Raw genomic sequence first — 25,039 nt, 5'->3', positions numbered from 1 at the left:
CAGTGCGATATGCTTATGGACTGACCACTGCACTCCTTCTGGGAGGCATGACCGCATCGCTCGTCACCGGCTACCCCGCAGGCGCGCAGGTGGCCCAGAACGAGGCCAGCGAAATCTCGAAGGTCGTGCCGCGTGCCGGCGCGCCTTCCGGCTTTGCCGATCTCACGGCGCAGCTGCAGCCGGCTGTCGTCAACATCTCGACCCGCCAGAAGGTGCAGGTCGCCGGCAACAGCGGCAACCCCTTCGCCGGCACCCCGTTCGAGGGCCTGTTCGGCGGCCAGGGTGGAGGCGGAGGCGGCGGCACGCCCCAGACGCGCGAGGCGCAGTCGCTGGGTTCGGGCTTCATCGTCTCGGCCGACGGCTACGTGGTGACGAACAATCACGTCATCACCGCCGAGGGCAAGGGTCAGGTCGAATCCATTACCGTGACCATGCCCGACGGCACCGAGTATCCCGCCAAGCTGATCGGCAAGGATGCCGCCTCGGACCTTGCGGTGCTCAAGATCGACGCTGGCAAGAGTCTGCCGTTCGTCAAGTTCGGCGACAGCCGCAAGGCGCGCGTGGGTGACTGGATCATCGCCATCGGCAACCCGTTCGGCCTCGGCGGCACGGTGACCGCGGGCATTGTCTCGGCCGTCTACCGCAGCACCGGCAGCAGCGGCGCCTATGACCGTTACCTGCAGACCGACGCGGCCATCAACCGGGGCAACTCCGGCGGCCCGATGTTCGACATGGCCGGCCAGGTCATCGGCATCAACAACGCGATCTTTTCGCCCACCGGCGGCAGCGTCGGCATCGGCTTCGCCATCCCGGCCGAAACCGCCGCCCCGCTCGTCCAGAAGCTCATCAAGGGCGAGACGATCGAGCGTGGCTACCTTGGCGTGCGCATCCAGCCGATCAATGAGGATCTCGCCGATTCGCTGGGCATCGCGCACAACAAGGGCGAGTTCATCCAACTCGTCGAGCCCGATGGCCCCGCCGCCAAGGCCGGCCTGCAAGCCGGGGACGTGGTGGTCAAGGTCGACGGCAAGGAAGTCACCAAGGACCAGTCGCTGTCGTACATCGTCGCCAACACGGCGCCGGGTTCGCGCATCCCGGTCGAAGTGATCCGCAACGGCAAGCGCCAGACGCTGACCGCGATGGTCGCCAAGCGCCCGAGCGAGGACGAGCTTTCGCAGTCCTTCTCGCCCGACGGCGACCAGGACGACGACGCCTTCAACAATCCGCCTGCGCAGCAGGAAAAGGGCGTGATCGAGAACTCGCTGGGCCTGACCGTCACCCCGCTGACCCCGGCCATCGCCCGCCAGCTCGGCGCGGCGGACGGCACCAAGGGTGTGGTGATCGTCGCCGTCGATCCGAACTCGGACGCGGGCCAGAAGGGCTTCCAGCGTGGCTTCATCATCCTGCAGGCCAATGGCCGCCCGGTGACGACCGCAGCGGACCTGACCGCGGCAATCAACGCCGCCAAGGCGGAAGGCCGCTCGGCCCTCCTCCTGCGCGTCCAGCCGCGCGGCCAGCAGGCGACCTTCGTGCCGGTGCGCCTGCGCTGACACGACGCTGACGGCGTAAAAGGAAAAGGCCCGCCGGAGCGATCCGGCGGGCCTTTTCGTGTGGATCATTCGCATAAACGTCATCCCAGCGAAGGCTGGGACCGCTGGCCGCGTGAAACCCAACCCTCGTCAGGGCGCCCTTGACGATAGCCCGCCGTAACAGGCCAGCGGTCCCAGCCTTCGCTGGGATGACGCGGTTTGGTTTTAGACGACGCGGCGGTCAGGGCTGGGTGGTGCCGGGTATCCGCGTCGGCGTCGGGCGCGGCGTGGGCATCACACGCGGGATCGGCGTCGCACGCGCTCCCGGATAGGCCCCGGTGCCCTGCCCCGGACGCAGGCCCGGATCCTCGCGCTCGCGGCCGGTGGCGCGATCGAGGAAGTCGTTGCCAGCCGCAGGCGGCGGTCTGCCCGGCGCGCCCTGCGGGCCGTAGTCCGGCGGGACCATCCCGCCGTTCGGCGCCTGCCCGTTTGGCCCATCGCCATAAGGCGTTTGGTCCGGCGCACCGCCGTCGGGATGGACGAGGTTGCCGTTCTCGTCGGTGTAGTAATAATCCTCAGGATTACCCTGCATCTGCTCGTCATCGGGCTCCAGCTGCCATTCGGGCAGCTTGAGTTCGGTGTCGAACTGCTCGACCGGGCGCTTGGCGACGGCGACCTTCATGTAGTCCGAGAACGCCCGCGCCGGAGCATGGCCGCCGGAAAGGCCCGCAACTCGCTTGGCGTCGTCGCGGCCCATCCACACGCCGGTGGTGATGCCGCTGGAGAAGCCGAGGAACCAGCCGTCCTTGTTCGAACTGGTGGTGCCGGTCTTGCCCGCCACCGGACGGCCGATCTGCGCGGCGCGCCCCGTACCGATGGCAACCGCCGTCTGCAGCAGGTCGGTGATGCCCGCCGCCACGTAATGCGGCACCAGCACCTGTCCCTGCACCGACTTGTGCTCGTAGAGCAGCTCGCCCGAGGTCGTGGTGACCTTGGTGATGCCATAGGGCTCCACCGAAGTGCCGCCCGCCGAGACCGCCGCGAAGGCGCGGGTCATGTCGATCACGCGCACTTCGGAAGTGCCCAGCACCATCGCAGGCTTGGTGTTGATGTCGGTGGTGATGCCGAAACGCTTGGCCATGCTGGCGACGGTGCCGAAGCCGACCTCGTTGCCCAGCTGCGCAGCGATGGTGTTCTTCGAATAGGCGAAGGCGGTGCGAACGTCGATCTGCCCCGCGAAGTTGCGACCGTCGTTCTGCGGGCTCCAGCCCTGGATCGTCACCGGCTCGTCCACGACGCGATCGTCAGGGGTGTAGCCCGCCTCAAGCGCGGCGAGGTAGACGAACAGCTTCCACGACGAACCCGGCTGGCGCAGCGCCGAAGTGGCGCGGTTGTAGTTCGAGTTCACGTAATCGGTGCCGCCAACCATCGCCAGCACCGCGCCGTCCTTGTCGAGACTGACGAGCGCGCCCTGCGCGCCCTTGGGCACGTTGGCGTCGATCGACTTGGTCGCCGCGTCCTGCATCGCCGGGTCGAGCGTGGTCCACACCTCGATCGGCTCGTTGTTCTCGGGCAGCAGCATGTCGAGCTGCGGCAGTGCCCAGTCGGTGAAGTAGCGGACCGAGTTCTGGCCCTTTTCCTTGGCGACCTGCACGTCCGAGAAATCGACGCTGTCGGCCTCGCTCTGCGAGATCACGCCTTCGCGCGCCATCAGGCCGAGCACGACCTTGCCGCGATCCTTGGCGGCCTCGACATCGGCAGTGGGCGAATAGTTCGACGGCGCCTTCACCAGTCCGGCGATGATCGCGGCCTCGGCGGTCGAAAGCTCGGTGGCCGGGTGGCCGAAGAACTTGCGGCTGGCCGCGTCGATGCCGTAGGCGCCGCCGCCGAAGTAGACCTTGTTGAGGTACAGCTCGAGGATCTGGTCCTTGGTGAACTTCCGCTCCAGCGCCAGCGCCAGCACCATCTCGCGCGCCTTGCGGTTCCACGACCGCGCATTGGTGAGGAAGATGTTGCGCGCCAGCTGCTGCGTCAGCGTGGAGGTTGCCTTAGCGCGGCTGTCGGTGGTCAGCGAGACATAGACCGCGCGGGCAAGGCCGATCGGGTCGACGCCGGGATGCTCGCGGAAGCGGCGATCCTCGACCGAGACGATGGCGTCGCGCATGATCGCGGGGATCTCGTCATAGGGCATCCACTTGCCGTAGCTCGGCCCGAGCGAGACGAGTTCACGCCCGTCGCGCGCGCGCACGACGATCATCTGGCCGTTCTGGCTGCTCTTGAGCGCCGAATAGTCGGGCAGTTCGCGCATCGTGAAGAACACGGCGGTGCCCAGGAAGATCGCACCGAGCAGCGCCAGCGCGCCGCCCCATACGAACATGCCGCGCAGGATGCGGCGCCAGAGCGGCTTCTTGTCGGAAGAAGAGGAAGCTGCACGCGAGGCACGGCTGCCCCCGGAGCTTTTGGGGCCGGAATTCTTGGCCATGGGTAGGATGCAAACCCCAATAAGGACGGATGTGTCGGGTCGCTCCTACACTTTGCATGACGATTTGTAACCCGAGGTGAACACGGGTGCAGGGGAAAGGCGGGGCAAGAACTTCCTCCCCGAGCTTGTCTCGGGGAGGGGGACCGCCGCGAAGCGGTGGTGGAGGGGGGAGAGTTCAGGAAATTCCCCCTCCGTCAGCCCTGACGGGCTGCCACCTCCCCGAGACAAGCTCGGGGAGGAACAGGTCACTTCGGCTCGAAATCCAGCGAAGCGCTGTTGATGCAGTACCGCAGCCCCGTCGGCGCCGGACCATCGGGGAACACGTGACCAAGGTGCCCGTCGCACTTCGCGCAAGTCACCTCGGTGCGGATCATCCCGTGCGAGGTATCGCGATGCTCGTCGATCGCGGCTTCGTCCACCGGCGCGGTGTAGCTCGGCCAGCCGCAACCCGAATTGAACTTGTCGTCGGATTCGAACAGCGGGGCGCCGCAGCCCGCGCAGGTATAGAGCCCTTCCTGCTTGGTGCCGTCGTATTTGCCGGTGAAGGCCCGCTCGGTGCCCGCCTGACGCAGTACGTAGTATTGCTCCGGGCTCAGGCGCTCGCGCCATTCTTCGTCGGTGAGGTGCATCTTGTCGGTCATTGGGGAGGCTCTCCTTTGGCGCCGATATGGGGCGCAAGCGCGCAGGTTTCCAGCCTCTAGCGCATCCGCTGCGTCGGATACGAAGTGCCATCCTTGTGGAAATAGCCCTCGCCGTCGAACTTCATGTCTATGTCCGAGTAGGCCCCACTTCCGTTCGGATCGCCCGCGCTTACGGCGATGAAGATGCAGTCCGCCTCGCTCTCGTTGATGAGGTGGTGCCCGTCGCGCACGCCCTTCGCCCAGGCGCAGACGTCGCCGGCGCGCAGCACCGTGCGTCCGCTGTCCTCGACCAGCACCGCCTCGCCCGAGAGCATGACCAGCAGTTCGTCCTCGTCGTCGTGCCAGTGGCGCTGACTGGACCAGGCACCGGGCCTGAGCACCACATGGCTCGCGCCCATCCGCGTCAGCCCGCCCGCAGGAGCGAGCCGCCGCCACCAGCGGCCCTCCACCGCCGCGTCGAAAGGCGCCGGGTAGCCAGTACGGTTGGCCTGCGGGATGGCCTCTATGTCGAGCCGGGGCATGGACGGTCTCCTATGGTCATGGTGCGCCTATTATGCGATTGCGCTGCCCCTATGTCCCAGACCGCTCCTCTCGCCGCAACTGTCGCCGATCTCGCCGAGGCGCTGATCGCCTGCCCCAGCGTCACCCCCGCCACCGGCATGGTGTTCGACAGCCTGGAGAACCAGCTGGCGCCGCTCGGCTTCGAGGTCACCCGCTTCATCGCCGGGGAAGCGCCGGACGGCCCGGTCGAGAACCTCTTCGCGATCCGCCGCGGCCCCGAGGGTTCGCGCCACTTCGCCTTCGCCGGCCACCTCGACGTGGTGCCGCCGGGCGAAGGCTGGACGAGCGCGCCCTTCCTGCCCGAACGGCGCGGTCCCGAGGGGCAGGAGCTGCTCTACGGACGCGGCGCGGTGGACATGAAGGGCTCGATCGCGGCGATGGTCGCGGCCGTCACGCATATCCCGCCCGAAGCAGGCACGATCAGCTTCATCATCACCGGCGACGAGGAAGGCCCGGCCCGCTTCGGCACCCTCGCCCTTATCGACCTGATGCGCGAAAAGGGCGAGATTCCCGACCTGTGCCTCGTCGGCGAGCCGACTTCGGTGAACCGCCTCGGCGACATGATGAAGGTCGGCCGTCGCGGATCGGTCAACATCTGGCTGGAGGTCGAGGGCGTGCAGGGCCACGTCGCTTACCCGCACCTCGCCGACAATCCGATCACCAAGCTTGTCTCGATGCTCGCTGAACTGGACGCCATCGTGCTCGACGAAGGCACCGACTGGTTCCAGGCGAGCAACCTCGAAGTCACCGACGTGTCCTGCGGGAATCCAGCCACCAACGTGATCCCGGCGAAGGCCTCGGCGCGCATCTCGATCCGTTTCAACGACCTGCACACCGGCGAGGGCCTTGCCGCCCGCGTCGCCGAGATTGCGCAGCGGCATGGCGGCTCCGCCCGCCCCGTCATCTCGGGCGAGGCGTTCCTGACGCAGCCGGGCGCGTTCTCCGCCATGCTGGCCGAAGCGATCCGCACCGAGACCGGGGTGGAGCCGGAACTCTCGACCAGCGGCGGTACCTCGGACGCACGGTTCCTCAAGGACCTGTCGCCGGTTATCGAGTTCGGCCTATGCAACGCGACCATGCACAAGCGCGACGAAGCCGTGGCCGTGGCCGACCTCGACGCCCTCGCGCGCATCTACGAGCGGGTGACGCTGGCGGCTCTGGCTTAATGCGGGGGCGAGCGCAGCTGCCGCTTTCTCTCCCGTCACCCTGAACTTGTTTCAGGGTCCATCAGGCCGCCAGCCTGATCGCTGATTTCCCGGACCACCGGGCAGCTGGCGAAACCACGGTCCCGGTCGCAACTGCACGATGGACGCTGAGCCGAAGGCTAGCGCAGCTAAACAAGTTCAGAATGACGCGGGAAGAAATCGATAGCCATGCGTCTTGCAACCGGGTGAAACCTCGCCCCCGTCATTGACCGCACCGGCCACGCTGATAGGCTCCGGCGCTTTCACGACGCCACCATTAACAAGGGGTTCGCAATGGGCAGGCGCCTGACGCTCTATATTCTCATCGGCATGGTCCTCGGCATTGCCGCGGGCTACATGCTCCACGCGAGCCTTCCGGCGGGCGATCCGCACCTGAAGCAATGGGCCGACTATTTCCGCCTGCTGCCCGACGTGTTCCTCAAGCTGATCAAGATGATCCTCGCCCCGCTCGTCTTCTCGACGATCGTGACCGGCATCGCCGGCATGGGCGACAGCACCGCGCTCGGCCGGATCGGCGGCAAGGCGCTGGCCTGGTTCCTCACCGCCAGCCTGTGCTCGCTCGGCCTCGGGCTGATCCTCGTGAACCTGTTCCAGCCCGGCGTCGGCGTCGGCCTCGACACCGGACAGGGCGTCGGCGACCTGGAGATGGGCGAGCTGACGCTGCGCCACTTCATCCTCGAGATCTTCCCGGCCAGCCCCTTCGCGGCGATGGCCGAGAACAACATCCTGCAGATCCTCGTCTTTTCGGTGTTCGTGGGCGTCGGCCTTACCGCCATCGGCGAAAAGGGCGCGCCGATCGTGCGCGGGGCCGAGGCTTTGTCGGAACTCATGCTGCAGGTCACCGGCTACGTGATGCGCTTCGCGCCCTTTGCGGTGTTCGGCGCGATCGCGGCGGTCATCGGCACGCAGGGCCTCGGCATCATCGTGACCTACGGCGTACTGGTCAGCGAGTTCTACCTCGCGATGGCCCTGCTGTGGGTGCTGCTGTTCTGCGCAGGGGGGCTGTTCCTGGGTAAGCGCGTAGTCACGCTGTTCCGCTATATCCGCGAGCCGCTGCTGCTGTCGTTCTCGACCGCATCGTCGGAAGCGAGCCTGCCCAAGCTGTTCGAACAGCTCGACCGCTTCGGCGTGCCGCGCCGCGTCTCGGGCTTCATCCTGCCGCTGGGCTACAGTTTCAACCTCGACGGCTCGATGATCTACATGACCTTCGCGTCGATGTTCATCGCGCAGGCCTATGGCATCCATGTGCCGCTGATGACCCAGATCCTGATGCTGCTGACGCTGATGGTCAGCTCCAAGGGCATCGCCGGGGTGCCCCGCGCCAGCCTCGTGGTGATCGCCGCCACCCTCACCCAGTTCGGCCTGCCGGTGGAAGGCATCGCGCTGCTGCTGGGCGTGGACACGTTCCTCGACATGGGCCGTTCGGCCACCAACGTCGTCGGAAACGCGGTGGCCACCGCCGTCATCACCCGCTCGGAAGGGATGCTCCAGCCACTGATGGACCCGGATGCCGACGCCCTGCACTCGCCGCATCACACGGCCGCGGACGGGCGACGCGGGCTCAACATCGATCCCGAGCAGTACGAAGGGTAAGTATAGGCCGAGGGGGCTTCGACAAGCTCAGCCTGAGCGGGATTAGGGACCAGTTTTCCAATCCGCTCAGGCTGAGCTTGTCGAAGCCCCCTCGGTCATATGCTGATCGAAAAGCGCCGCTACTTCGCCAGTTTCACCGGCACGAACGGCCCCATCCCGCAGCCGCCCATGCGCTGCCACTGGCTGCCGATCTGCTGCAGCGGATAGATGATGTCCTGCCGGCACAGCTGCGACAGCGACGTCTCATACGTGAAGGTCCCTGCGGACTTCAGCCCGCCGCAGCGGTTGGGCAACGTCACCCGCCACACCTGACCGCCCGCACCGCCGATGAAGTCGATGGTGTGATCGTCGCGAATGCGCGTGGTGTTGAAGCGCGTCACCGAGAGGCAGTCTACGGCTGCCCCGGTCGCTTCGGCCGCGGGCGCTGGCGGCGGCGTTTCGCCCGGCCCTTCCTGCGAACAGGCGGCGAGAGTAACGGTGGCAAGCAGCAACACGGCAGTCTTCATCGACTCATCCTCTCGTTCGGCGGCATCCGGCAAAGCTCATTGGCTCCCCGAACACCGCCTTCGTCAAGAGGACGGAGACGTCAGGCCCCAACCTTCGCCGAAGTTGCCTTCTTCAGGCCTTTGCCTAGCACCTTGTCCTTGAAGCCGCACAAGTCCACCACCGGGCAGCGCCAGCATTCCGGCGTGCGCGCCTTGCAGATGTAGCGGCCGTGGAGGATCAGCCAGTGATGCGCGCCGACCCGGAAGGGCTGCGGTACCTTCTTCTCCAGCTGCTTCTCCACCGCGAGCGGCGTCTTGCCCTTGGCGAGCCCCGTGCGATTGCCGACGCGGAAGATGTGCGTGTCGACCGCAAAGGTTTCGGCCCCGAAGGCACAGTTCATCACCACGTTGGCGGTCTTGCGACCGACGCCGGGCAGTTCGACCATCGCATCGCGATCCTCGGGAACTTCGCCGCCGTGGCGGTCCACCAGGATCTGCGAGAGCGCGATGACGTTCTTCGCCTTGGTGTTGAACAGGCCGATCGTCTTGATGTGTTCCTTCAGCCCCTCTTCGCCGAGGTCCACCATCTGCTGCGGCGTCTTCACTTTCGCGAACAGCGCGCGGGTCGCCTTGTTGACGCCGACGTCGGTCGCCTGCGCCGAAAGCGTCACGGCAACGAGGAGCTGATAGGTATTGCCGAATTCCAGCTCCGTCTCGGGCGAGGGATTTTCCTCGGCGAGACGGCGGAAGAATTCGAATATCTGGTCCTTCTTCAAAGACCCAAACTCCTCACAGGCCCAGCACCTCGGGCATCGTGTAGCGGCCCGGTTCCTTGCCCAGCAGCCACTGCGCCGCACGCACCGCGCCCTTGGCGAAGATGCCCCGGTTCTCGGCGAGGTGCGAGAGCGAAAGGCGTTCGTTGTCGGCCAGGAAATGCACGGTGTGATCGCCCGCCACGGTGCCGCCGCGCAGCGCCGCGAAGCCGATGGTGCCGGTCTCGCGCTTGCCGGTGATGCCGTCGCGGCCGCGCACGGCGTTGTCCGCCAGATCGACGGCCCGCCCATTGGCAGCAGCCTCGCCCAGCAGCAGGGCGGTGCCGGAGGGGGCGTCCACCTTCATGCGATGGTGCGTCTCGACGATCTCGATGTCCCAGTCCTCGCCCAGCCGCGATGCCGCCTCGCGGACCAGATGGGCCAGCAGGGTCACGCCGAGCGAGGTATTGCCGGTCTGGAGCACGGGGATGTGCCCGGCGGCCGAATCGATCAGCCAGTGGTGGCGCTCTTCAAGGCCCGTGGTGCCGATGACGATGGGCAGTCCGGCGGCGATGGCGGCATCGAGATTGCCTTCGAGCGCCGAAGGGCTGGAGAAATCGATCAGGATGTCGGCACCGGATGCTACGGTCGAGACGTCACCGTCCTTGTCCACGCCGCCGGCCAGATTCTCGCCAGCATCGACGATGGCCGCCGCGATCGCCTGGCCCATACGCCCCTGGCTGCCGATAATTCCGATTCGTGCCACGCTGCTGTCTCCGTCCGGCCCTGAAGTCCTGTCAGGGCCGCATGGCGCAAACACACCGGTTCGACAAGCGCGCCCTTCGACGACTGCCGACCGCAAGCTATGGTGAGGCATGAGCAGCATCCGCAACATTGTCGTCCTCGCCGGCGCGGGCGTCTCCGCCGAAAGCGGCATCGACACCTTTCGTGGAGGCGGCGGCTTTTGGGAACAGCACCGCGTCGAGCCCCGGTGAAGAGTTGCAAGCACAAGGATGAGCGGTGCGAGGGTGGCTGCCATGCCGGTCGCCATTCTGGAAGCGCCGCATTTCAGACGTTTAATCTGGACCAAGCAGCAGTCGCTGTGCAAAATCTCAGTTGGCAGATAGACTACTGAGATACGACGATGATCCCTATTGCGGCTGCGTTGATGCTGGTTTCTGCGAATGCCCCCGGAGCAGCCGATTCGTCCCCACCCCCACCTCCGCTTAATCACTCACGGCCACCTCAAGGGATGCTCCTGAGAGATGAGTATTACTGCGACAACTCTAAGACGGTAATCCTTAGGGTGCGGCAAGGACTTGGCGTGGTAGAAGTTATCAGCATCGCCGTGGGCGATAATATTGCTGATAAATCAGACATAAATCAGCTTAATTCGTGGATTGCCTCGAGCATGGTGGCGTTGTCATCGAGTTCTGTATCATGTGAAACCAATGGTGCGATCTTCTATTTTAAGGGGACAGATAGCATTCGCAGCCAGCCTAGAGAAGTGGAGGCACGTTGGTCCGATAGCGGTATGCAACGGCTCCGATAAAGCGCTGGCCGGAATCGTGCCCGCTTCCGTCCCCTTCTGGACCTTCCGGCAATTGACCCACGTCGCTGACGTCTGCCTTCACATCGCTGGCGACGGTCTTGCTCCATCATTGGCCACATAAAGCACATCGGTCATAGTCGAAGCTATGACGACGATCCGAAACATCGTGATTCTCACGGGAGCAGGCGTTTCAGCCGAAAGTGGCATCGACACTTTTCGTGGCGGAGGCGGTCTATGGGAAAACCATGCCGTCGAGGACGTCGCCACACCGGAGGCCTTCGCGCGCGACCCCGACCTCGTCCTGCGCTTCTACGACATGCGCCGCGAAGCGATCCAGACGAAGGCGCCCAACGCTGCCCACCTCGCACTGGCAAGGCTGGACGCCGAATGGGAGGGTAACCTCCTCATCGTCACCCAGAACGTCGACGACCTCCACGAACGTGCCGGAGCCCAAGTCGGTTTGAGCACCTCGCGCGTGCTCCACATGCATGGCGAGCACCTCAACGCCTGGTGCATGGCCTGCAACGAGCGTCCCCGCTGGAGCGGACCGCTGATCGATCGCCCTGCCTGTCCCGAATGCGGCGAGGCAGCGCTGCGGCCGGACATCGTGTGGTTCGGGGAAATGCCCTATCGCATGGAAGAGATCTTCGCCGCGCTGGAGCAGGCCGACCTGTTCGTCTCGATCGGGACTTCCGGCGCGGTCTACCCGGCGGCAGGCTTCGTGCGCAACGCCCGCGAACTGGGCGTGGACACGCTGGAGTTGAACCTCGAACCCTCGCAGGGCACCGCGTGGTTCGACGAGGCGCGGCACGGTCCCGCAAGCGAACTGGTGCCTGCCTGGGTGGATGAGGTGCTGGGCTCACCGCGCACCTGATCGGCCAACTTTCCTCGTCATTGCAAGCGCAGCGAAGCAAGGACGAAAAGGTCGGAACAAACTGCCTCTAACCGCCACATCCCCGGCATGCCGGGTCCTTGGCGATCTTCAGCGGCCGCATCGAAGGCGCGAGCCCGTCGATCAGGTGCAACGTACCGAACTGCGGCTCGCCCAGCGCGGTATGCCCCGCCAGCAGCACCCGCATCGCATGCATGACGGCGAACGTGCCGACCATGCCAACCATCGCCCCCAGCACGCCATCGGCGGCGCAAGTGTCGCAGTCCTGCGCATCGAAGGCATCGCCCACGAAACAGCGATAGCAGGCCTGCCCCGGCAAGTGTCCGGCGAAGTTGGCGACTTGTCCCTGGAACCGCCCGATCGCTGCCGTGGTCAGCGGAATTCCCAGTTTTACGCAGGTATCTGACACCAGCAGCCGAGTCGCGAAGTTGTCACAGCCGTCCAGTACGAGGTCCGCGCCGGAAAGGACGTCATGCGCGTTGTCATCCCCCAGCCGCGCCACGACGGGATCGACCTCCAGGCCAAGATCAAAACGCCGCACCCATTCGGCCGCCGCTTCCGCCTTGGGCCTGCCGACATCCGACGGCGTATAAATCGTCTGACGCTGCAAGTTGCTGACGTCGACCACGTCATCATCGATCAGGGTCAGGCGGCCTATGCCGGCTGCGGCGAGATACTGCAGGGATGGACTGCCAATCCCGCCGCAGCCGACCAGCACCACATGCGCCTTGCTGAGCGCAACCTGCCCGACTCCGCCGACTTCAGGCAGAACGATATGCCGCGCGAAGCGGCCAAGGCGATCCGCGCTCAGGCTCATCGCGAGGGCTCGTCCCCGCCCGCGTCCGATACGGCGGGCTCAGGCACCCGCTCCTTCACGAAGCCGTGCATGCCGTACCACCACTGCGTCGCGATGACACCGCCCTTGGCGGGCTGGAGCATCCCGATCATCATCGCGACGGCCAGCGGCACCAGGATCGCGAACATCGCCATCGGCCCGAGATCGTAGTCCACCGAGAGCGCGATGATGAGCGGCGCCATCAGGTGCCCGGTGACGATCATCGCGATATAGGCGGGAAAGTCGTCAGCGCGCTGCGGCGTCAGGTCCAGGGTGCAGACCGGGCAACGCTCGCGCGGCTTGAGCCACTTGCGAAACAGGCTGCCCTCGCCGCATCGCGGGCAACGGCTGCGAAGGCCGCGTAGCAGGGCCTGCGAGAACGTGGCGGGAATCATGCCTCAAGCGCCTACATCATGCGGGCGGGCCGGTGAAGCAGATTGCGTGGAGGCGCTGGAGACTCTGGCGCCTCCACGCAATCCTTCGGGCAAGGGTTCAGGAACCGAGCACGTGGACCCGGTTGCGACCGCCGGTCTTGGCGGCATAGAGCGCGCCGTCCGCCTGCTTCGTGGCATCGTTCAGCATTGCGAAGTCGCGCACCGGCGCCAGCCCGCAGGAGAAGGTGACGGCGCGGTCCTCGACGCCCAGGTTGGTATCCAGCGCCACGGTCGCACGCAGCCTCTCCATGACGAGGCGCGCTTCGTCGAGCGTGGTGTCGGGCAGCAGCACGGCGAATTCCTCGCCGCCCCAGCGCGCGGCAATGTCGCTGCGGCGCATGTGATCCTCGATGCGCCGCGCGAGCGACTTGAGCACGAGGTCGCCGGCGGCGTGGCCGTACTCGTCGTTGATGCTCTTGAAATGGTCGACGTCGATCAGCGCCAGCACGGCATTCGAGCGGCCGCGCAGCACCTGCTCTGCCGAATCGAGGAAGCCACGGCGATTGCGGATGCCGGTCAGCGGGTCGCGCTCGGCCGCATCGACGAGGCGCTCGATTCGCGCCGCGGTCTCGTGGGCTGCCGTAGTGACGCCGTGCAGCAGTCGGCCGACGAGGTCGTCGGCGCCCTGCGGGATCATGGCGATGCGCTCGCCCATCTGGATCGACTGGAGCATCGTCGTCGCCTGCCCGATCGGGGCGAGCAGCGCATGGATCGCCGCGAGGCCGAGGCCCGTGCCGACGAGCGTCGCGACGAGCAGCGTAAGAAGGGTGTCGAGTTGCCAATGCCCGGTCGTCGCCTGCAGTACGATGCAGGCGATCAGAGGGACGTGGACGGCGCCGAAGCATACGAAAAGGATCCGCCGCTCATAACTGCGGGGGAAAAGGAAAGTCGTGGCCTGGTAGAAGCGCATGGGGGGAATGCCTCTTCTGCTGGAATTGAGAATGAAACGCGATTGCGCCGCCTCCCGGTTAGGGGGCGGAATCTTATGCAAACGTTAAATTACGTGATGAAACGCCGCGTTAACCTTGGCTTGCAGGCAAACGAAAATGGCCGGGGAACCAGCCCCCGGCCCTTGTGGATAATTTCGTGCAAAACCCGTTCATATCCCGGCATGACGCCGGGAGAACCTGTCAGCTCTCAAGCTGACGCAGCAGCGAGCGGACGTCGCCGTCCATATCGGCATCGCGGGTGCGCAGTTCCTCGATCAGGCGCACCGCATGGATCACCGTCGAGTGATCGCGGCCGCCGAACTTGCGGCCGATCTCCGGGTACGAGCGCGGCGTCAGCACCTTGGCGAGGTACATCGCCACCTGACGCGGGCGCACGACGGCGCGGGCGCGGCGCTTGCTGCTCATCTCGGTGCGGTCGATGCGGTAGAACTGGCAGACCGTGCGCTGGATCTCGTCGATGGTGATCCGGCGGCGGTTGGCCGAGAGGATGTCGGTCAGCTGCTCTTCGGCAAGCTGGAGCGAGACCGCCTGTCCGGTCAGCTGCGCGTAGGCGATCAGCTTGTTGAGACCGCCGACCAGTTCACGCACGTTGCGATTGATGGTGCGCGCCAGGAACTCGATGACGTCGGCAGGCACTTCGACCGAAGCGAAACGGCCGAGGCGATTCTCGAGGATCGAGCGGCGCAGTTCGATGTCGGCGGGCTGGATGTCGGCGACGAGGCCCATCGACAGGCGCGAGAGCAGGCGCGGCTCGACACCGTCGAGCGCCTGAGGCGCACGGTCGGCGGCGAAGACCAGACGCTTGCCTTCCTGCAGCAGCGCATCGATCGTGTAGAGCAGCTCTTCCTGCGCGGAAGCCTTGCCGATGATGAACTGGATGTCATCGACCAGCAGCAGGTCGAAGCCGCGCAGGCGCGCCTTGAACTCGATCATCTGGTTCTGGCGCAGGGCCTGCACGAACTCGACCATGAAACGCTCGGCCGAGCAATAGAAGATCCGCGCATGGGGATGCGCCGCGAGATAGGCGTGGCCGATCGCGTGCAGCAGGTGCGTCTTGCCCTGCCCGGTCGCGGCCTTGAGGTAGAGCGGCGAGAACTGCGGCTGCTCGGTGGCGGCCATGCGCTGCGCGGCGTTGCAGGCCAGCACGTTGGACGTGCCGGTCACGAAGCTGGTGAAGGTCTGCGAAGCGTCGATGCCCGCCGGGCCTTGTCCGAGCGAGGCGAACGATTCGCCTGCCAGCGCGACCGACAGCGGATCGGCGACGCCGACGGCCGAATCATTGGCCGGTGCGCTGGCGGGACGTCCACCACCGCCGCCCAGACGCAGTTCGGGCAGCTGGCGACGGCCGGGATGGACGAGGATACGCACATGGCGCACGTCGGGACGCGCGATCTTCCACGCCAGCGAGAGGCGATCGGCGAATCGGTCGTTGACCCAGTTCGCGGAGAACTCCGTCGGCAGGTACAAATCGAGCGTGCCGGTTTCCTTGCACCAGTTGCCGGGCTGGATCGGCTTGATCCACTGGCTGTGCGCCTGATGCCCAAGATCCTTGCGCAGGCCCTGGCTGATGTCAGCCCAGTCCGCCGCCAGATTTACGGCTTCCTGATCCTCTTCCATCGCCACTCGCACCGCCTTCGACTTCCTATTCAAGTTTGTACCTTCGACCATCGGGGCGACTTCCCCCAGCGAAGCCACTGGGGGATTCACCGAGGCTCCATGCATCGAGGGTCGTCCTGCAGATGTATTCGACATCGTTTCGAACCCCCTGTGCTCGCATCGCGTGATCCCGCCGGTGACGCGAAACAAGGTCGCCAGCGGCCCCAGAGTGAAAACTTCCCCGTACCGCGAACGCTTGCTCGCGGCGGTTGTTCCACTGTGAATCGCTGTATCCCCGGCCCGTTCCGCAACGGCCGGGAACCCTTTTAGAAACCCGTTCGCAGCGCAGGCAAGACAGCGGTCCCCAAATAAAAAAAATTATGAAGGTTGACTCACGTGTGAGTGCCTAAAATCCGTAGCCAAACTGTAATGCGCTTCAAAATCAATGCGTTGCGCAATGCAGCACTCCGAATCGCAGCATTTCCGGGCCTTTGCTTTCAGCTATGCTGCAACGCCGCAAAAACGAGAACGGAGCCGAGGTCAGGCGACCTCGGCTCCGTTCTCGTTTCGTCCTGAGACAGGTGACTAGCAACCGGTCCCAGCCTGCGAATCACTCTCTCGAATCAGAGAGAGCGCTCCGGATCAAAGCGCGGCGACGCGCTTCGTCAGACGCGACATCTTGCGCGCTGCGGTGTTCTTGTGGAGCACGCCGCGGGCAACGCCGCGAGCCAGCTCGGGCTGCGCTTCCTTGAGGGCGGCAACAGCCGCGTCCTTGTCGCCACCGGCCAGGGCGCCTTCGACCTTCTTCAGGAAGGTGCGGATGCGGCTGACGCGGTTGGTGTTGATCTCTGCACGGCGATCGTTGCGACGGATGCGCTTGCGAGCTTGCGGCGTATTGGCCATCGATATTCCTCTGTCTGGGCGGCCAACACGGTGAGCGGCCCCAATTGCCTAACGAATCTATTCGGCGAACGGACTCGCCGGAAAGCGCGCCCCTTACAGTTCGGGCGGGGTTCCGTCAAGCCGAGGCAGTGGCGCGAAACCGCCTATTTCTGGCACTTGCGGCACCAGAAGGTGCTCCGCCCGCCCTGCACGAAGCGCAGCACCGGCGCGCCGCATGTGCAGGGATCACCCTCGCGCCCATAGACCTGCCACGATGCCGCGAAGTAGCCGAGTTCGCCGTTGGGCTGAGCATAATCCTTGATGGTCGAGCCGCCCGCCGCGATCGATTCGCCCAGCACCTGCTTGATCGCGGGCACCAGCCGGGTCAGCGCAGGCAGGCTGACGCGCCCCGCCTCCTTGTCCGGCCGGATGCCCGAACGAAACAGCGCCTCGCACACGTAGATATTGCCGAGCCCCGCCACGATGGTCTGGTCGAGCAGCATCTGCTTGATCGGCGCGATGCGCCCCGCAAAGGCCGCGCGCAGATGCGCCGGGGTGAGATCGTCGCCCAGCGGCTCCGGCCCGAGCGAGGCGAAGGCGCCCCAGCCGGCGAGGCCCGCCGTGGGGGCCAGATCGACCGAACCGAACCGCCGCGCGTCGTTCAGCGCCAATACGTGACCCGAGCCCGTCTCCAGCACGAGATGATCGTGCTTGTCGAGCGTCTCCGGCTCGATCCGCCAGCGCCCGGACATGCCGAGGTGGAACACCATGGTCTGCTCGCGGTCGGTATGGATGAGGCCGTATTTCGCCCGCCGCCCCATGCCGGTTACCCGGGCGCCGGTCAGTACCTGCACCAGATCGGGCGGGAACGGGCGGCGCAGGTCCGCACGGTTGAGCGTGACGCGGGCGATCCGCTCACCATCGAGGAAGCGCTCGAGGCCGCGCACGGTGGTTTCGACTTCGGGAAGTTCAGGCATCGAAGGGTAGATAGGGTGCTTGAGGCCGGACGCCAATCGTGAACGCGGCGCTTTGCCGATGGGGCTTCGACAAGCTCAGCCTGAGCGGGATTGATAGGGCATACACTACCTCCGCTCACCCTGAGCTTGTCGAAGGGTCAGAGGATATGCCCCGTCCGGTCGCGCTTGGTTTCGAGATAGCGCGCGTTGTGCGGGTTGGCTGGAAGCTGGTGCGGCACCCGCTCCACCACCTCGACCCCAACACCCTCCAAGGCCGCGACCTTGGCGGGATTGTTGGTCATCAGGCGAATCGCATGGACCCCCAGCAGGTCCAGCATCCGCGCCGCCACCGGGAAATCGCGCGCCTCGGTCGGCAGGCCGAGGCGGTTGTTGGCGTCCACCGTGTCGTAGCCTGCATCCTGCAGCGCATAGGCGCGCAGCTTGTTGACGAGGCCGATGCCGCGCCCTTCCTGCCTCAAGTACAGCAGCACACCCCAGCCCCCCTCTCCGGCCTCCGCCGACATTGCCCGCAGCGCTGCGTTCAGCTGCGGCCCGCAGTCGCACTTGAGGCTGCCGAGGATGTCGCCAGTCAGGCACTCGGAATGGAGGCGCACCAGTGGCGGCCGGTCGCCGTCCTGCGTGCCGATGACGAGCGCGACATGTTCGCGCAAGTCGTCTAGCGCGCGGAAAGCGACGATCTCGGCATTCTCCGCCGCCTCGACGGGCAACTTCGCGCGCGAGGCGATGGCGAGGTGCGCGGTATCCTTCCACGCGGCGAGGTCGGCGCTGGAAACGTCCTGCGCCTCGCCATCCTGATTTGGCGCGACGAGGAACGCGGGCAGGATGCCGGCAAGGCGCGCCAGTTCCATCGCCGTGCGCGCCGCATCGCCATCCTCGATGTGCTCGGCCGCGAACGGGCCTTTCATCGGATAAGCGAGGTCTAGCGCCGGATCGGCCACCGCGCGCGCGGTGTCGAGATCGAAGGGCTCGGCGGCGCGAATCAGCACCGGCGCTTCGGGCACGGCGGCCTCGCGTTGGTTGGCGAGCTTCAGCGTCACCGCGCGCGCGGCCGAGATCAGCATACGCGGGGCGGTTACGCCGGGGGCGAAGGCGGTCTCGGCGGGGAGCAGGGCTTGCCCGCCGACGCGGATCGGCCAGCCATGGCGCAGCGCATCGAGCGCCAGCGCCACACGCCGCGTCGAGGCGGGCGCTTCGCTCAGAGTTCGAACTCGGTCACGAGCGGGATGTGGTCGCTCGGCTGCTCCCAGCGTCGGGTTTCCTCGACGAAATGGTGCCCGCGCGCCTGCGGGGCGAGCTCGGGCGAGGCCCACATGTGGTCGAGGCGGCGGCCCTGGTCCTTCTGGCGCCAGTAGCTGCGGTAGGACCACCAGGAGTAGTTGCGCTCCGGCGCCGGGATGAAGCGGCGGCCGAGATCGTCGAAGCCCGCCGCGTCCTGCAAGCGCTTCAGCGTCTCGACCTCGATCGGCGTGTGGCTGACGACCTTGAGCAGCGCCTTGTGGTCGTAGACGTCCGATTCGAGCGGGGCGATGTTGAAGTCGCCGACGATCAGGGTCGGGCGGTCGATCTTGTCGGCCCAGCGGGTCATGCGTTCGAGGAAGTCGAGCTTCTGGCCGAACTTGGGGTTCACCTCGCGGTCGGCGACGTCACCCCCGGCCGGGATATAGACGTTCTCCAGCACCATGCCCTGTCCGGGGCCGAGCAGTTCCACGCCGATGTGGCGGGCTTCGCCGTTGTCCTGCCAGTCATGTTTCGAGAAGTCGCGGAATGGCACTTTCGAGACCGTCGCGACGCCGTGGTAGCCCTTCTGGCCGTGGATGGCGCGGTGGGTGTAACCGAGGCGCTCGAACATCTCGTAGGGAAACAGGGGCTCCGCCACCTTGATCTCCTGCAGGCACAGCACGTCGGGGGCCTGTTCGGTGAGGAAACGTTCGACCTGATCGATGCGCAGGCGGACGGAGTTGATGTTCCAGGTGGCGATCTTCATGGGCGTGGCTTTAGGGATGGCGCTTGGGAAATGCCAGTCCCCGGGCTCGCGTAAACCGAGGGTGCCCCTCCACCATCCTGCGGATGGTCCCCCTCCCCGTTCCGGGGAGGATGCGTGTGCTTTTCTTGGGTCAGGATTGGCTCAGGCCGGAGCGAGAACGGTGCCGTTCGCAGCCCGGCATGGGCCAATCCTGACCGCAGAAAACAGAAAACCCTCGAGCCGGGGGCAGAGGCTCGAGGGTTCCTGTAAGCGTTCGTCACGCTAGTATCAGAGCGGTCACTCAGGAGGCGCGGGCAACAGGGGGGAAACCCGCCTCACAACCGTTCTGACACAACCTATATGGGGCGGCGCTCCTGACTGCCAAGTGAACGAAGTTAAGAAAACTGTCGCCGTTTGTCGCTAAGGCCGCACATTCGGCGACAAAACGCCCCCCGCCATCGACGATCAGGAGGTGGGTACTTAACGCCGGTTACGCGGGCGCGGGTCGTTCCAGCGGAAGTCGTTGTCGGTCACCGGCACGCCGTAGCGCTGGTTGGACAGGCTTATGGTGGTGCGCTTGTTCTGCGAATCGAGCGAGACCCAGTACGTCAGTTCCAGCCCGCCCGGGGCCGACGCCTTGCGCGTGAAGATCAGGGTGATCACCCCGTACTCGGGGTGCGAGCGATCGCGCACTTCGATGCTGACGACACCTGGATTGCCGGTCTGCACCAGCTTGCCGAACTTCGCGACGTCGCGAGTGGGATCAAGCAGCGCACCGAGCGGGCTGTTCTTGATCGGCCAGCGCTGGACCTGGCGCACTTCGTAGTCGATGAAATTCAGCGCCCTGCCGTCGCCGACGATCAGCATCTTGGCGCTGGGCTCGTACTGGAAGCGGATCTTGCCGGGGCTCTTCATCGTCAGCACGCCGCTGACGGACTGGCCCGAGCGGTCGGTCTGGACGAAATTCGCCTTCATCGTGCCGATGCCGCGCAAGGCCGCGACGGCCTGCTCGACTTGCTTCGTGTCATCGGGTGACGCCGCAACGGCAGCCACCGGAACGAGCGTGGCGGACACGGAAAGCGCGGCCAAAGCGGCCGCGCTCACACAGGATCGAAAGGTTTTCATCACGTGGTTCATGGCTTTCCCGTTGGGTCCACCGCCTTGAACCGACAGTGAACCTTACTTGATCTTGGCTTCCTTGAACTCGACGTGCTTGCGCACGACGGGATCGTACTTCTTGAAGCTGAACTTCTCGGTCGTGTTCCGCGGATTCTTCTTGGTCACGTAGAAAAAGCCGGTGTCGGCGGTCGAGACAAGACGGATCTTGACGGTTGCGGGCTTCGCCATGGCGGTATCCTGTACTTTCTAAGTTGCAGCCGCCCTGGCAGGCCGGCGTTACGAAAAACTATAAAGGGGCGACACCGAGGCGCCGCCCTTCAAGGTTGCGCCCCTTGCTGGATTGCCCCCGCAAAGTCAAGGGCGAGCCAGCGATTCGCGTAATGCTCAAGGCAGCGCGAACGGCTTTATCGGCTCCAGGACGCCGAATTTCTCGCGCTTGGGCTCGGTGCCGAGCGGCGGCAGGTCGAGTTCCGGCGCTTCCACTTTCGTATCGGGCAACCGCGCCAGCAGATCGCGAATCAGGGTCAGGCGGCCGAGCCGCTGGTCGTTGAAATCCACCAGCGTCCAGGGCGCATGGGCGGTGTGAGTCGCCTCCAGCATCGCTTCACGCGCAAGCGTGTAATCGCCGTACTTCTCACGCGCGGCGATGTCGACGGGCGAGAGCTTCCAGCGCTTGAGCGGGTCGTCCAGCCGCTCGTGCAGGCGCTCTTCCTGCTTGTCCTGATCGCAGGCGAGCCAGTACTTGAACAGGAGGATGCCGTCGTCGATCAGCATCTTCTCGAATGTCGGGGCATGGCGCAGGAAGGCTTCGACCTCCGCCTGCGAGGCATAGCCCATGACGCGCTCTACACCGGCACGGTTGTACCATGAGCGGTCGAACAGGACGATTTCGCCCCTGGCCGGGAGATGGTCGACATAGCGCTGGAAGTACCACTGGCCCTTCTCCCGCTCGCTCGGCGCGGCAAGGGCGACTGTGCGACACTGGCGGGGGTTGAGTTGCCCAGCGACGGCCTTGATCGCGCCGCCCTTTCCCGCCGTGTCGCGTCCTTCGAACAGGACCACGATGCGCGCGCCGGACACTTGTGCCCAGCGCGCCATGCCGACGAGTTCCTCCTCCATCGGCTCGAGGAGCTTCTCGTAATCCTTGCGGCCGAGTTTCTCCCCGTTGCTCATGGCTTCATACCCTCGACAGCAGGAACAGCGCCAGCGCACCGGCGACGATACGATACCACGCGAAGGGAGCGAAGCCGGATTTGCTGACGAAGGCCATGAAAGCCTTGATCACCACCAGCGCGACGATGAACGAGACCACGAAGCCGATCGCGATCTCGTTCCAGCCCACTGGCCCCGCGCCCGCCATCAGTTCCTTGTGGTGCTTGAGCAGTTCCAGCGTCGTCGCGCCGACCATCGTGGGCACGGCGAGGAAGAAGCTGAACTCGGCCGCAGTGCGCCGCTCGATACCCATCGACAGCGCGCCCATGATCGTCGCGCCCGAGCGGCTGACGCCCGGCACCATCGCCAGGCACTGCGCGAAGCCGACGCCGATGCATTTGGCGGCGGGCAGTTCTGCGACGCCGGTGAGCGGGCCGGGCTTCGCGACCTTCTCGATGCCGAGGATCGCGATGCCGCCGATGATCAGCGCCCAGGCGACAACGGCGGGCTCGCCCAGCAGACCCTCGATATAATTGTTGAACAGCAGGCCCAGCACCGCCGAGGGGATGAAGGCCAGCAGCACGTTGCGCACGAAGCGGATCGAGGTGGGGTTGAGCTTGAGCAGCCCCATGCCCACCGCCCAGAAGGTGCGCCAGAACTGCACGATCACGGCGAGGATCGCGCCAAGCTGGATGACGATGTTGAACGTCGCCCACTGGCTCGAATCATAGCCGAACAGGCGGGTGGCGAGGATGAGATGGCCGGTCGAGGAGACGGGCAGGAACTCGGTGAGGCCCTCGACAATGCCGAGGAGGATCGCGGTAAGGGTCAGGTCCATGGGTGGAGGTCATGCCGTACCGGGCGGGCAAGTCAACCGGGGACGTGCTGCATTGCGGAATTGTGAGGTGGAGAGAGGAAATTCATCCCCGAGCTTGTCTCGGGGAAGTGGCAGCGCGAAGCGCTGACGGAAGGGGGGCGCGATCCATCCCCCTCCACCACCGCCTACGGCGGCGGTCCCCCTCCCCGAGCCAGCTCGGGGAGGAATTGCGGCGATCACCAGATCCGCACGCGGTCCTTGGGCGCGAGGTACAGCTTGTCGCCCGGCTTCACGCCGAACGCCTTGTACCACTCGTCGAAGTTCCGCACGATACCGTTGACCCGGTACTGCGGCGGCGAGTGCGGGTCGGTGACGAGGAACTGGCGTGCCTGTGCCTCGCGCACCTTCGAACGCCAGACCTGCGCCCAGCCCATGAAGAAGCGCTGGTCGCCGGTGACGCCGTCGATCACCGGCGCTTCCTTGCCGTTCAGCGAGAGCTTGTAGGCGCGGTAGGCGAGGCTGAGGCCGCCGAGATCGCCGATGTTCTCGCCCATCGTCAGCTTGCCGTTGACGCAGGCCTTGCCGTCCTTGCCGTCGTCGAACGGGCAGAAGGCATCGTACTGCGCCGCCAGCGCCGCCTGCAGCTTCTGGAACGCGGCGAGATCCTGCGGCGTCCACCAGTCGCGCAAGTTGCCGGTGCCGTCGTACTTGGCGCCCTGGTCGTCGAAGCCGTGGCTCATCTCGTGGCCGATGACCGCGCCGATGCCGCCGTAGTTGACGGCCGGATCAGCGCTCAGGTTGAAGAACGGCGGCTGCAGGATCGCAGCCGGGAAGACGATCTCGTTCATCGCCGGGTTGTAGTAGGCGTTCACCGTCTCGGGCAGCATGCCCCATTCGGTGCGGTCGACCGGGCCGCCGATGCGGTTCATGTCGAAGGCGGTCTGCCACTTGTTCGCCGCCATGCTGTTGCCGAGCGGATCGGTGGCCGAGAAGGTCAGGCCCTCATAAGTCTTGAACACGTCAGGCTGGCCGATCTTGGGGGTAAAGGCGTCGAGCTTTTCCTCGGCCTTCACCCGCGTGACCGGGCTCATCCACTTGAGGTCCTTGAGGTTGGCCGCCATCGCCTTGCGCAAGTTGGCGACGAGGTCAGCCATCGCCGCCTTCTGCGCGGGCGGGAAATACTTCGCCGCATAGAGCTTGCCGACGAGTTCGCCCGCCATACCCTCGACCGCGTCGATGCCGCGCTTCCAGCGGGGGCGCTGCTCGGGCTGGCCGCTCAGGGTCTTGCCGTAGAAGTCGAAGGTCGCGGCGTCGATGTCGGACGGCAGGATGGCGGCGTTACTGCTGAGGAAGTGCGCGGCGAGGTAGGCCTGCCAGGTGGCGATCGGGGTGCGCTCGATCAGCTTGACCACGGCGGGCATGCCGGGTCCGAACTGGTTGCCGGTCTTGGCCGGGTCGATGCCCGCCTTCCTGAACTCCTCGGCCGTCGGCGGCATCTCGCCGATGAGGACGTAGCTGGCCTTCTCGGCGCCCACGGCCGACAGGAACGCCTTGACGACGCCGGGCGAACCCATCGCCTCGAATTCGGCGAGCGGCACCTTGTTGTACGTGAGGTCCGGGTTGCGGGCGGCGGCACGGTCCCAGTCGGCGCGGGCGATCTGCGTTTCCAGCTTCAGCACCGCCAAAGCGGCGGCCGGGGCATTCGCGTAGCCGGCCTTGCCGAGCACGAAAGTCAGGTAGGCCTCGTACTTGTCGCGCAGTTCGATCGAGCGCGCGTCGGTCTTGAGGTAATAGTCGCGGTCGGGCAGGCCCATGCCGCCGATATTGGCGTTGAGCGCATAGATGTCGCTCTGCTTGTCGTCGGCACCGACGTAGAGGCTGATCGGCGAGACATAGCCCGGCGCGCCGAACAGCGTGGCGATGTCCGCCGGGGTCTTCGCGGCCATGATCCGGTCGAGGTACGGACGCGCGGGAGCAAGGCCCGCCTTGTTGATCGCATCGACGTCCATGAACGCCTTCCACGCGGCGGCGATGCGCGCCGCGTCCGAACCCGGCGCCGGGTTGGCGGCGACCAGATCGTCGAGGATGCCATGAACGCGGTTTTCCGAAAGGTCGCTCAGTTCGATGAACGAGCCCCAGCGGGTGCGGTCGGCGGGAAGCTCCGCGGTCTTGTTCCACACGCCGTTGACGTAGGCGTCGAAATCGTCGCCCGGCTTGGCCGCAGTGTCGATCCACTGGGTCTGGACGCCGAACTTGCCCCAGTCGGCCGAGGGCGCGAGCGCGGGCTTGGCTGCGGGCGCGGCATCCTGCGCGGAAACGGGGGCGGTGAAAGCGAGAACGGAAAGCGCGGCGCTCGCAAGGAGCGCCTTGCCGGCATAACGAAGCATGTCGTGACCTTTCGGACGGGGGCGACAGGATATTTCGGCCGGGTCAGGACGACCGGCGATGGCGCGTAACTTAGTTACACGCGCGCGCAACGCCAGTGAAAAAGCAGCAGTGCTGGAGGTAAATTGAAGGCCGTGCCGCTGGTTGCGAAGGCGAGGCCAATCTCGCTTCGTCATTGCGAGCGCAGCGAAGCAATCCAGGGGGGTGTATCGGTGCCTTGGATTTCTTCGCTTCGCT

The 25,039-nt window shown here is 65.7% G+C and carries 23 protein-coding genes and 1 pseudogene; 5 read left to right on the top strand and 19 right to left on the bottom strand.

Features of this window, described 5'->3' with window-relative positions:
* Positions 1–2: 2 nt before the first annotated feature.
* Positions 3–1,550 carry a Do family serine endopeptidase gene (locus tag ACODRZ_RS11295; RefSeq protein ID WP_488970383.1) on the top strand — a complete coding sequence of 516 codons (1,548 nt, stop codon included), beginning with the start codon at positions 3–5 and terminating at the stop codon, positions 1,548–1,550.
* A 220-nt stretch (positions 1,551–1,770) separates the two neighbouring features.
* Here ACODRZ_RS11295 and ACODRZ_RS11290 read toward each other — a convergent pair whose 3' ends face one another.
* From ACODRZ_RS11290 to ACODRZ_RS11280, 3 genes are all read right to left on the bottom strand, one after another.
* Complete coding sequence (locus tag ACODRZ_RS11290; RefSeq protein WP_488970293.1) at positions 1,771–4,011, bottom strand: PBP1A family penicillin-binding protein; 2,241 nt, start codon at positions 4,009–4,011, stop codon at positions 1,771–1,773.
* 245 nt (positions 4,012–4,256) lie between these two features.
* Entirely contained in the window at positions 4,257–4,652 is a 396-nt protein-coding gene (msrB, locus tag ACODRZ_RS11285; RefSeq protein ID WP_488970294.1) for a peptide-methionine (R)-S-oxide reductase MsrB, read from the bottom strand.
* Positions 4,653–4,708: 56 nt separating this feature from the next.
* The gene (locus tag ACODRZ_RS11280; RefSeq protein ID WP_488970295.1) at positions 4,709–5,173 is read right to left on the bottom strand and encodes a cupin domain-containing protein; all 465 of its coding nucleotides are present in this window, start codon (positions 5,171–5,173) and stop codon (positions 4,709–4,711) included.
* Positions 5,174–5,224: 51 nt separating this feature from the next.
* Here ACODRZ_RS11280 and dapE point away from each other — a divergent pair, with 51 nt between their 5' ends.
* Both dapE and ACODRZ_RS11270 read left to right on the top strand, forming a co-directional pair.
* Positions 5,225–6,379 (top strand): succinyl-diaminopimelate desuccinylase, encoded by a 1,155-nt coding sequence (gene dapE, locus ACODRZ_RS11275; protein WP_488970296.1) that lies wholly within the window; start codon positions 5,225–5,227, stop codon positions 6,377–6,379.
* Positions 6,380–6,691: 312 nt separating this feature from the next.
* Positions 6,692–8,011: a dicarboxylate/amino acid:cation symporter gene (locus ACODRZ_RS11270; protein ID WP_488970297.1), complete on the top strand. Its 1,320-nt coding sequence runs from the start codon at positions 6,692–6,694 to the stop codon at positions 8,009–8,011.
* Between the two features lie 119 nt (positions 8,012–8,130).
* On the opposite strand, the gene ACODRZ_RS11265 is transcribed toward ACODRZ_RS11270, so the two are convergent.
* The 3 genes from ACODRZ_RS11265 to dapB all read right to left on the bottom strand — a co-directional run bounded on the left by ACODRZ_RS11265 (position 8,131) and on the right by dapB (position 10,014).
* The gene (locus ACODRZ_RS11265) at positions 8,131–8,517 is read right to left on the bottom strand and encodes a hypothetical protein (protein ID WP_488970298.1); all 387 of its coding nucleotides are present in this window, start codon (positions 8,515–8,517) and stop codon (positions 8,131–8,133) included.
* Between the two features lie 80 nt (positions 8,518–8,597).
* Positions 8,598–9,272, bottom strand: coding sequence for an endonuclease III (gene nth, locus ACODRZ_RS11260; protein WP_488970299.1), 675 nt, complete (start codon positions 9,270–9,272; stop codon positions 8,598–8,600).
* A gap of 13 nt (positions 9,273–9,285) precedes the next feature.
* Positions 9,286–10,014 (bottom strand): 4-hydroxy-tetrahydrodipicolinate reductase, encoded by a 729-nt coding sequence (gene dapB / locus ACODRZ_RS11255; protein WP_488970300.1) that lies wholly within the window; start codon positions 10,012–10,014, stop codon positions 9,286–9,288.
* Between the two features lie 109 nt (positions 10,015–10,123).
* On the opposite strand from dapB, the pseudogene ACODRZ_RS11250 reads away from it, so the two are divergent.
* Both ACODRZ_RS11250 and ACODRZ_RS11245 read left to right on the top strand, forming a co-directional pair.
* Positions 10,124–10,234: pseudogene (locus ACODRZ_RS11250) on the top strand (Sir2 family NAD-dependent protein deacetylase); the annotation flags it as partial.
* Positions 10,235–10,945: 711 nt separating this feature from the next.
* The gene (locus ACODRZ_RS11245; RefSeq protein ID WP_488970301.1) at positions 10,946–11,674 is read left to right on the top strand and encodes an NAD-dependent deacylase; all 729 of its coding nucleotides are present in this window, start codon (positions 10,946–10,948) and stop codon (positions 11,672–11,674) included.
* A gap of 67 nt (positions 11,675–11,741) precedes the next feature.
* Here the strand turns inward: ACODRZ_RS11245 and ACODRZ_RS11240 are convergent, their stop codons facing one another.
* From ACODRZ_RS11240 to ACODRZ_RS11180, 13 genes are all read right to left on the bottom strand, one after another.
* The gene (locus ACODRZ_RS11240; RefSeq protein WP_488970302.1) at positions 11,742–12,509 is read right to left on the bottom strand and encodes a HesA/MoeB/ThiF family protein; all 768 of its coding nucleotides are present in this window, start codon (positions 12,507–12,509) and stop codon (positions 11,742–11,744) included.
* Positions 12,506–12,922 carry a DUF983 domain-containing protein gene (locus tag ACODRZ_RS11235; protein WP_488970303.1) on the bottom strand — a complete coding sequence of 139 codons (417 nt, stop codon included), beginning with the start codon at positions 12,920–12,922 and terminating at the stop codon, positions 12,506–12,508. The genes ACODRZ_RS11240 and ACODRZ_RS11235 overlap by 4 nt, the downstream gene beginning before the upstream one ends.
* 97 nt (positions 12,923–13,019) lie before the next feature.
* Positions 13,020–13,871, bottom strand: a complete 852-nt coding sequence (locus tag ACODRZ_RS11230; RefSeq protein WP_488970304.1) for a GGDEF domain-containing protein — start codon at positions 13,869–13,871, stop codon at positions 13,020–13,022.
* A gap of 220 nt (positions 13,872–14,091) precedes the next feature.
* Positions 14,092–15,528 (bottom strand): chromosomal replication initiator protein DnaA, encoded by a 1,437-nt coding sequence (gene dnaA / locus ACODRZ_RS11225; RefSeq protein ID WP_488970384.1) that lies wholly within the window; start codon positions 15,526–15,528, stop codon positions 14,092–14,094.
* Between the two features lie 621 nt (positions 15,529–16,149).
* Positions 16,150–16,410: a 30S ribosomal protein S20 gene (gene rpsT, locus ACODRZ_RS11220; RefSeq protein WP_008829123.1), complete on the bottom strand. Its 261-nt coding sequence runs from the start codon at positions 16,408–16,410 to the stop codon at positions 16,150–16,152.
* A 143-nt stretch (positions 16,411–16,553) separates the two neighbouring features.
* Positions 16,554–17,366 carry a bifunctional DNA-formamidopyrimidine glycosylase/DNA-(apurinic or apyrimidinic site) lyase gene (gene mutM / locus ACODRZ_RS11215; RefSeq protein ID WP_488970305.1) on the bottom strand — a complete coding sequence of 271 codons (813 nt, stop codon included), beginning with the start codon at positions 17,364–17,366 and terminating at the stop codon, positions 16,554–16,556.
* 137 nt (positions 17,367–17,503) lie between these two features.
* Entirely contained in the window at positions 17,504–18,535 is a 1,032-nt protein-coding gene (gene ribA, locus ACODRZ_RS11210) for a GTP cyclohydrolase II (RefSeq protein WP_488970306.1), read from the bottom strand.
* A 26-nt stretch (positions 18,536–18,561) separates the two neighbouring features.
* On the bottom strand, positions 18,562–19,350 hold the full coding sequence (gene xth, locus ACODRZ_RS11205) for an exodeoxyribonuclease III (protein WP_488970307.1): 789 nt from the start codon (positions 19,348–19,350) through the stop codon (positions 18,562–18,564).
* Positions 19,351–19,809: 459 nt separating this feature from the next.
* Positions 19,810–20,466 (bottom strand): LolA family protein, encoded by a 657-nt coding sequence (locus tag ACODRZ_RS11200; RefSeq protein ID WP_488970308.1) that lies wholly within the window; start codon positions 20,464–20,466, stop codon positions 19,810–19,812.
* Between the two features lie 42 nt (positions 20,467–20,508).
* Complete coding sequence (gene rpmG, locus ACODRZ_RS11195) at positions 20,509–20,676, bottom strand: 50S ribosomal protein L33 (RefSeq protein ID WP_008831595.1); 168 nt, start codon at positions 20,674–20,676, stop codon at positions 20,509–20,511.
* Between the two features lie 156 nt (positions 20,677–20,832).
* Positions 20,833–21,621 (bottom strand): polyphosphate kinase 2, encoded by a 789-nt coding sequence (ppk2, locus tag ACODRZ_RS11190; RefSeq protein WP_488970309.1) that lies wholly within the window; start codon positions 21,619–21,621, stop codon positions 20,833–20,835.
* 4 nt (positions 21,622–21,625) lie between these two features.
* Positions 21,626–22,438, bottom strand: a complete 813-nt coding sequence (locus tag ACODRZ_RS11185; protein WP_488970310.1) for an undecaprenyl-diphosphate phosphatase — start codon at positions 22,436–22,438, stop codon at positions 21,626–21,628.
* A gap of 215 nt (positions 22,439–22,653) precedes the next feature.
* Complete coding sequence (locus ACODRZ_RS11180; RefSeq protein WP_488970311.1) at positions 22,654–24,804, bottom strand: M13 family metallopeptidase; 2,151 nt, start codon at positions 24,802–24,804, stop codon at positions 22,654–22,656.
* Positions 24,805–25,039: the final 235 nt, after the last annotated feature.

The organism is Novosphingobium sp. FG90 (assembly GCF_057808725.1).
The sequence above is the reverse complement of the archived record's forward strand: the minus strand, read 5'-3'. Positions and strand labels throughout refer to the sequence as shown.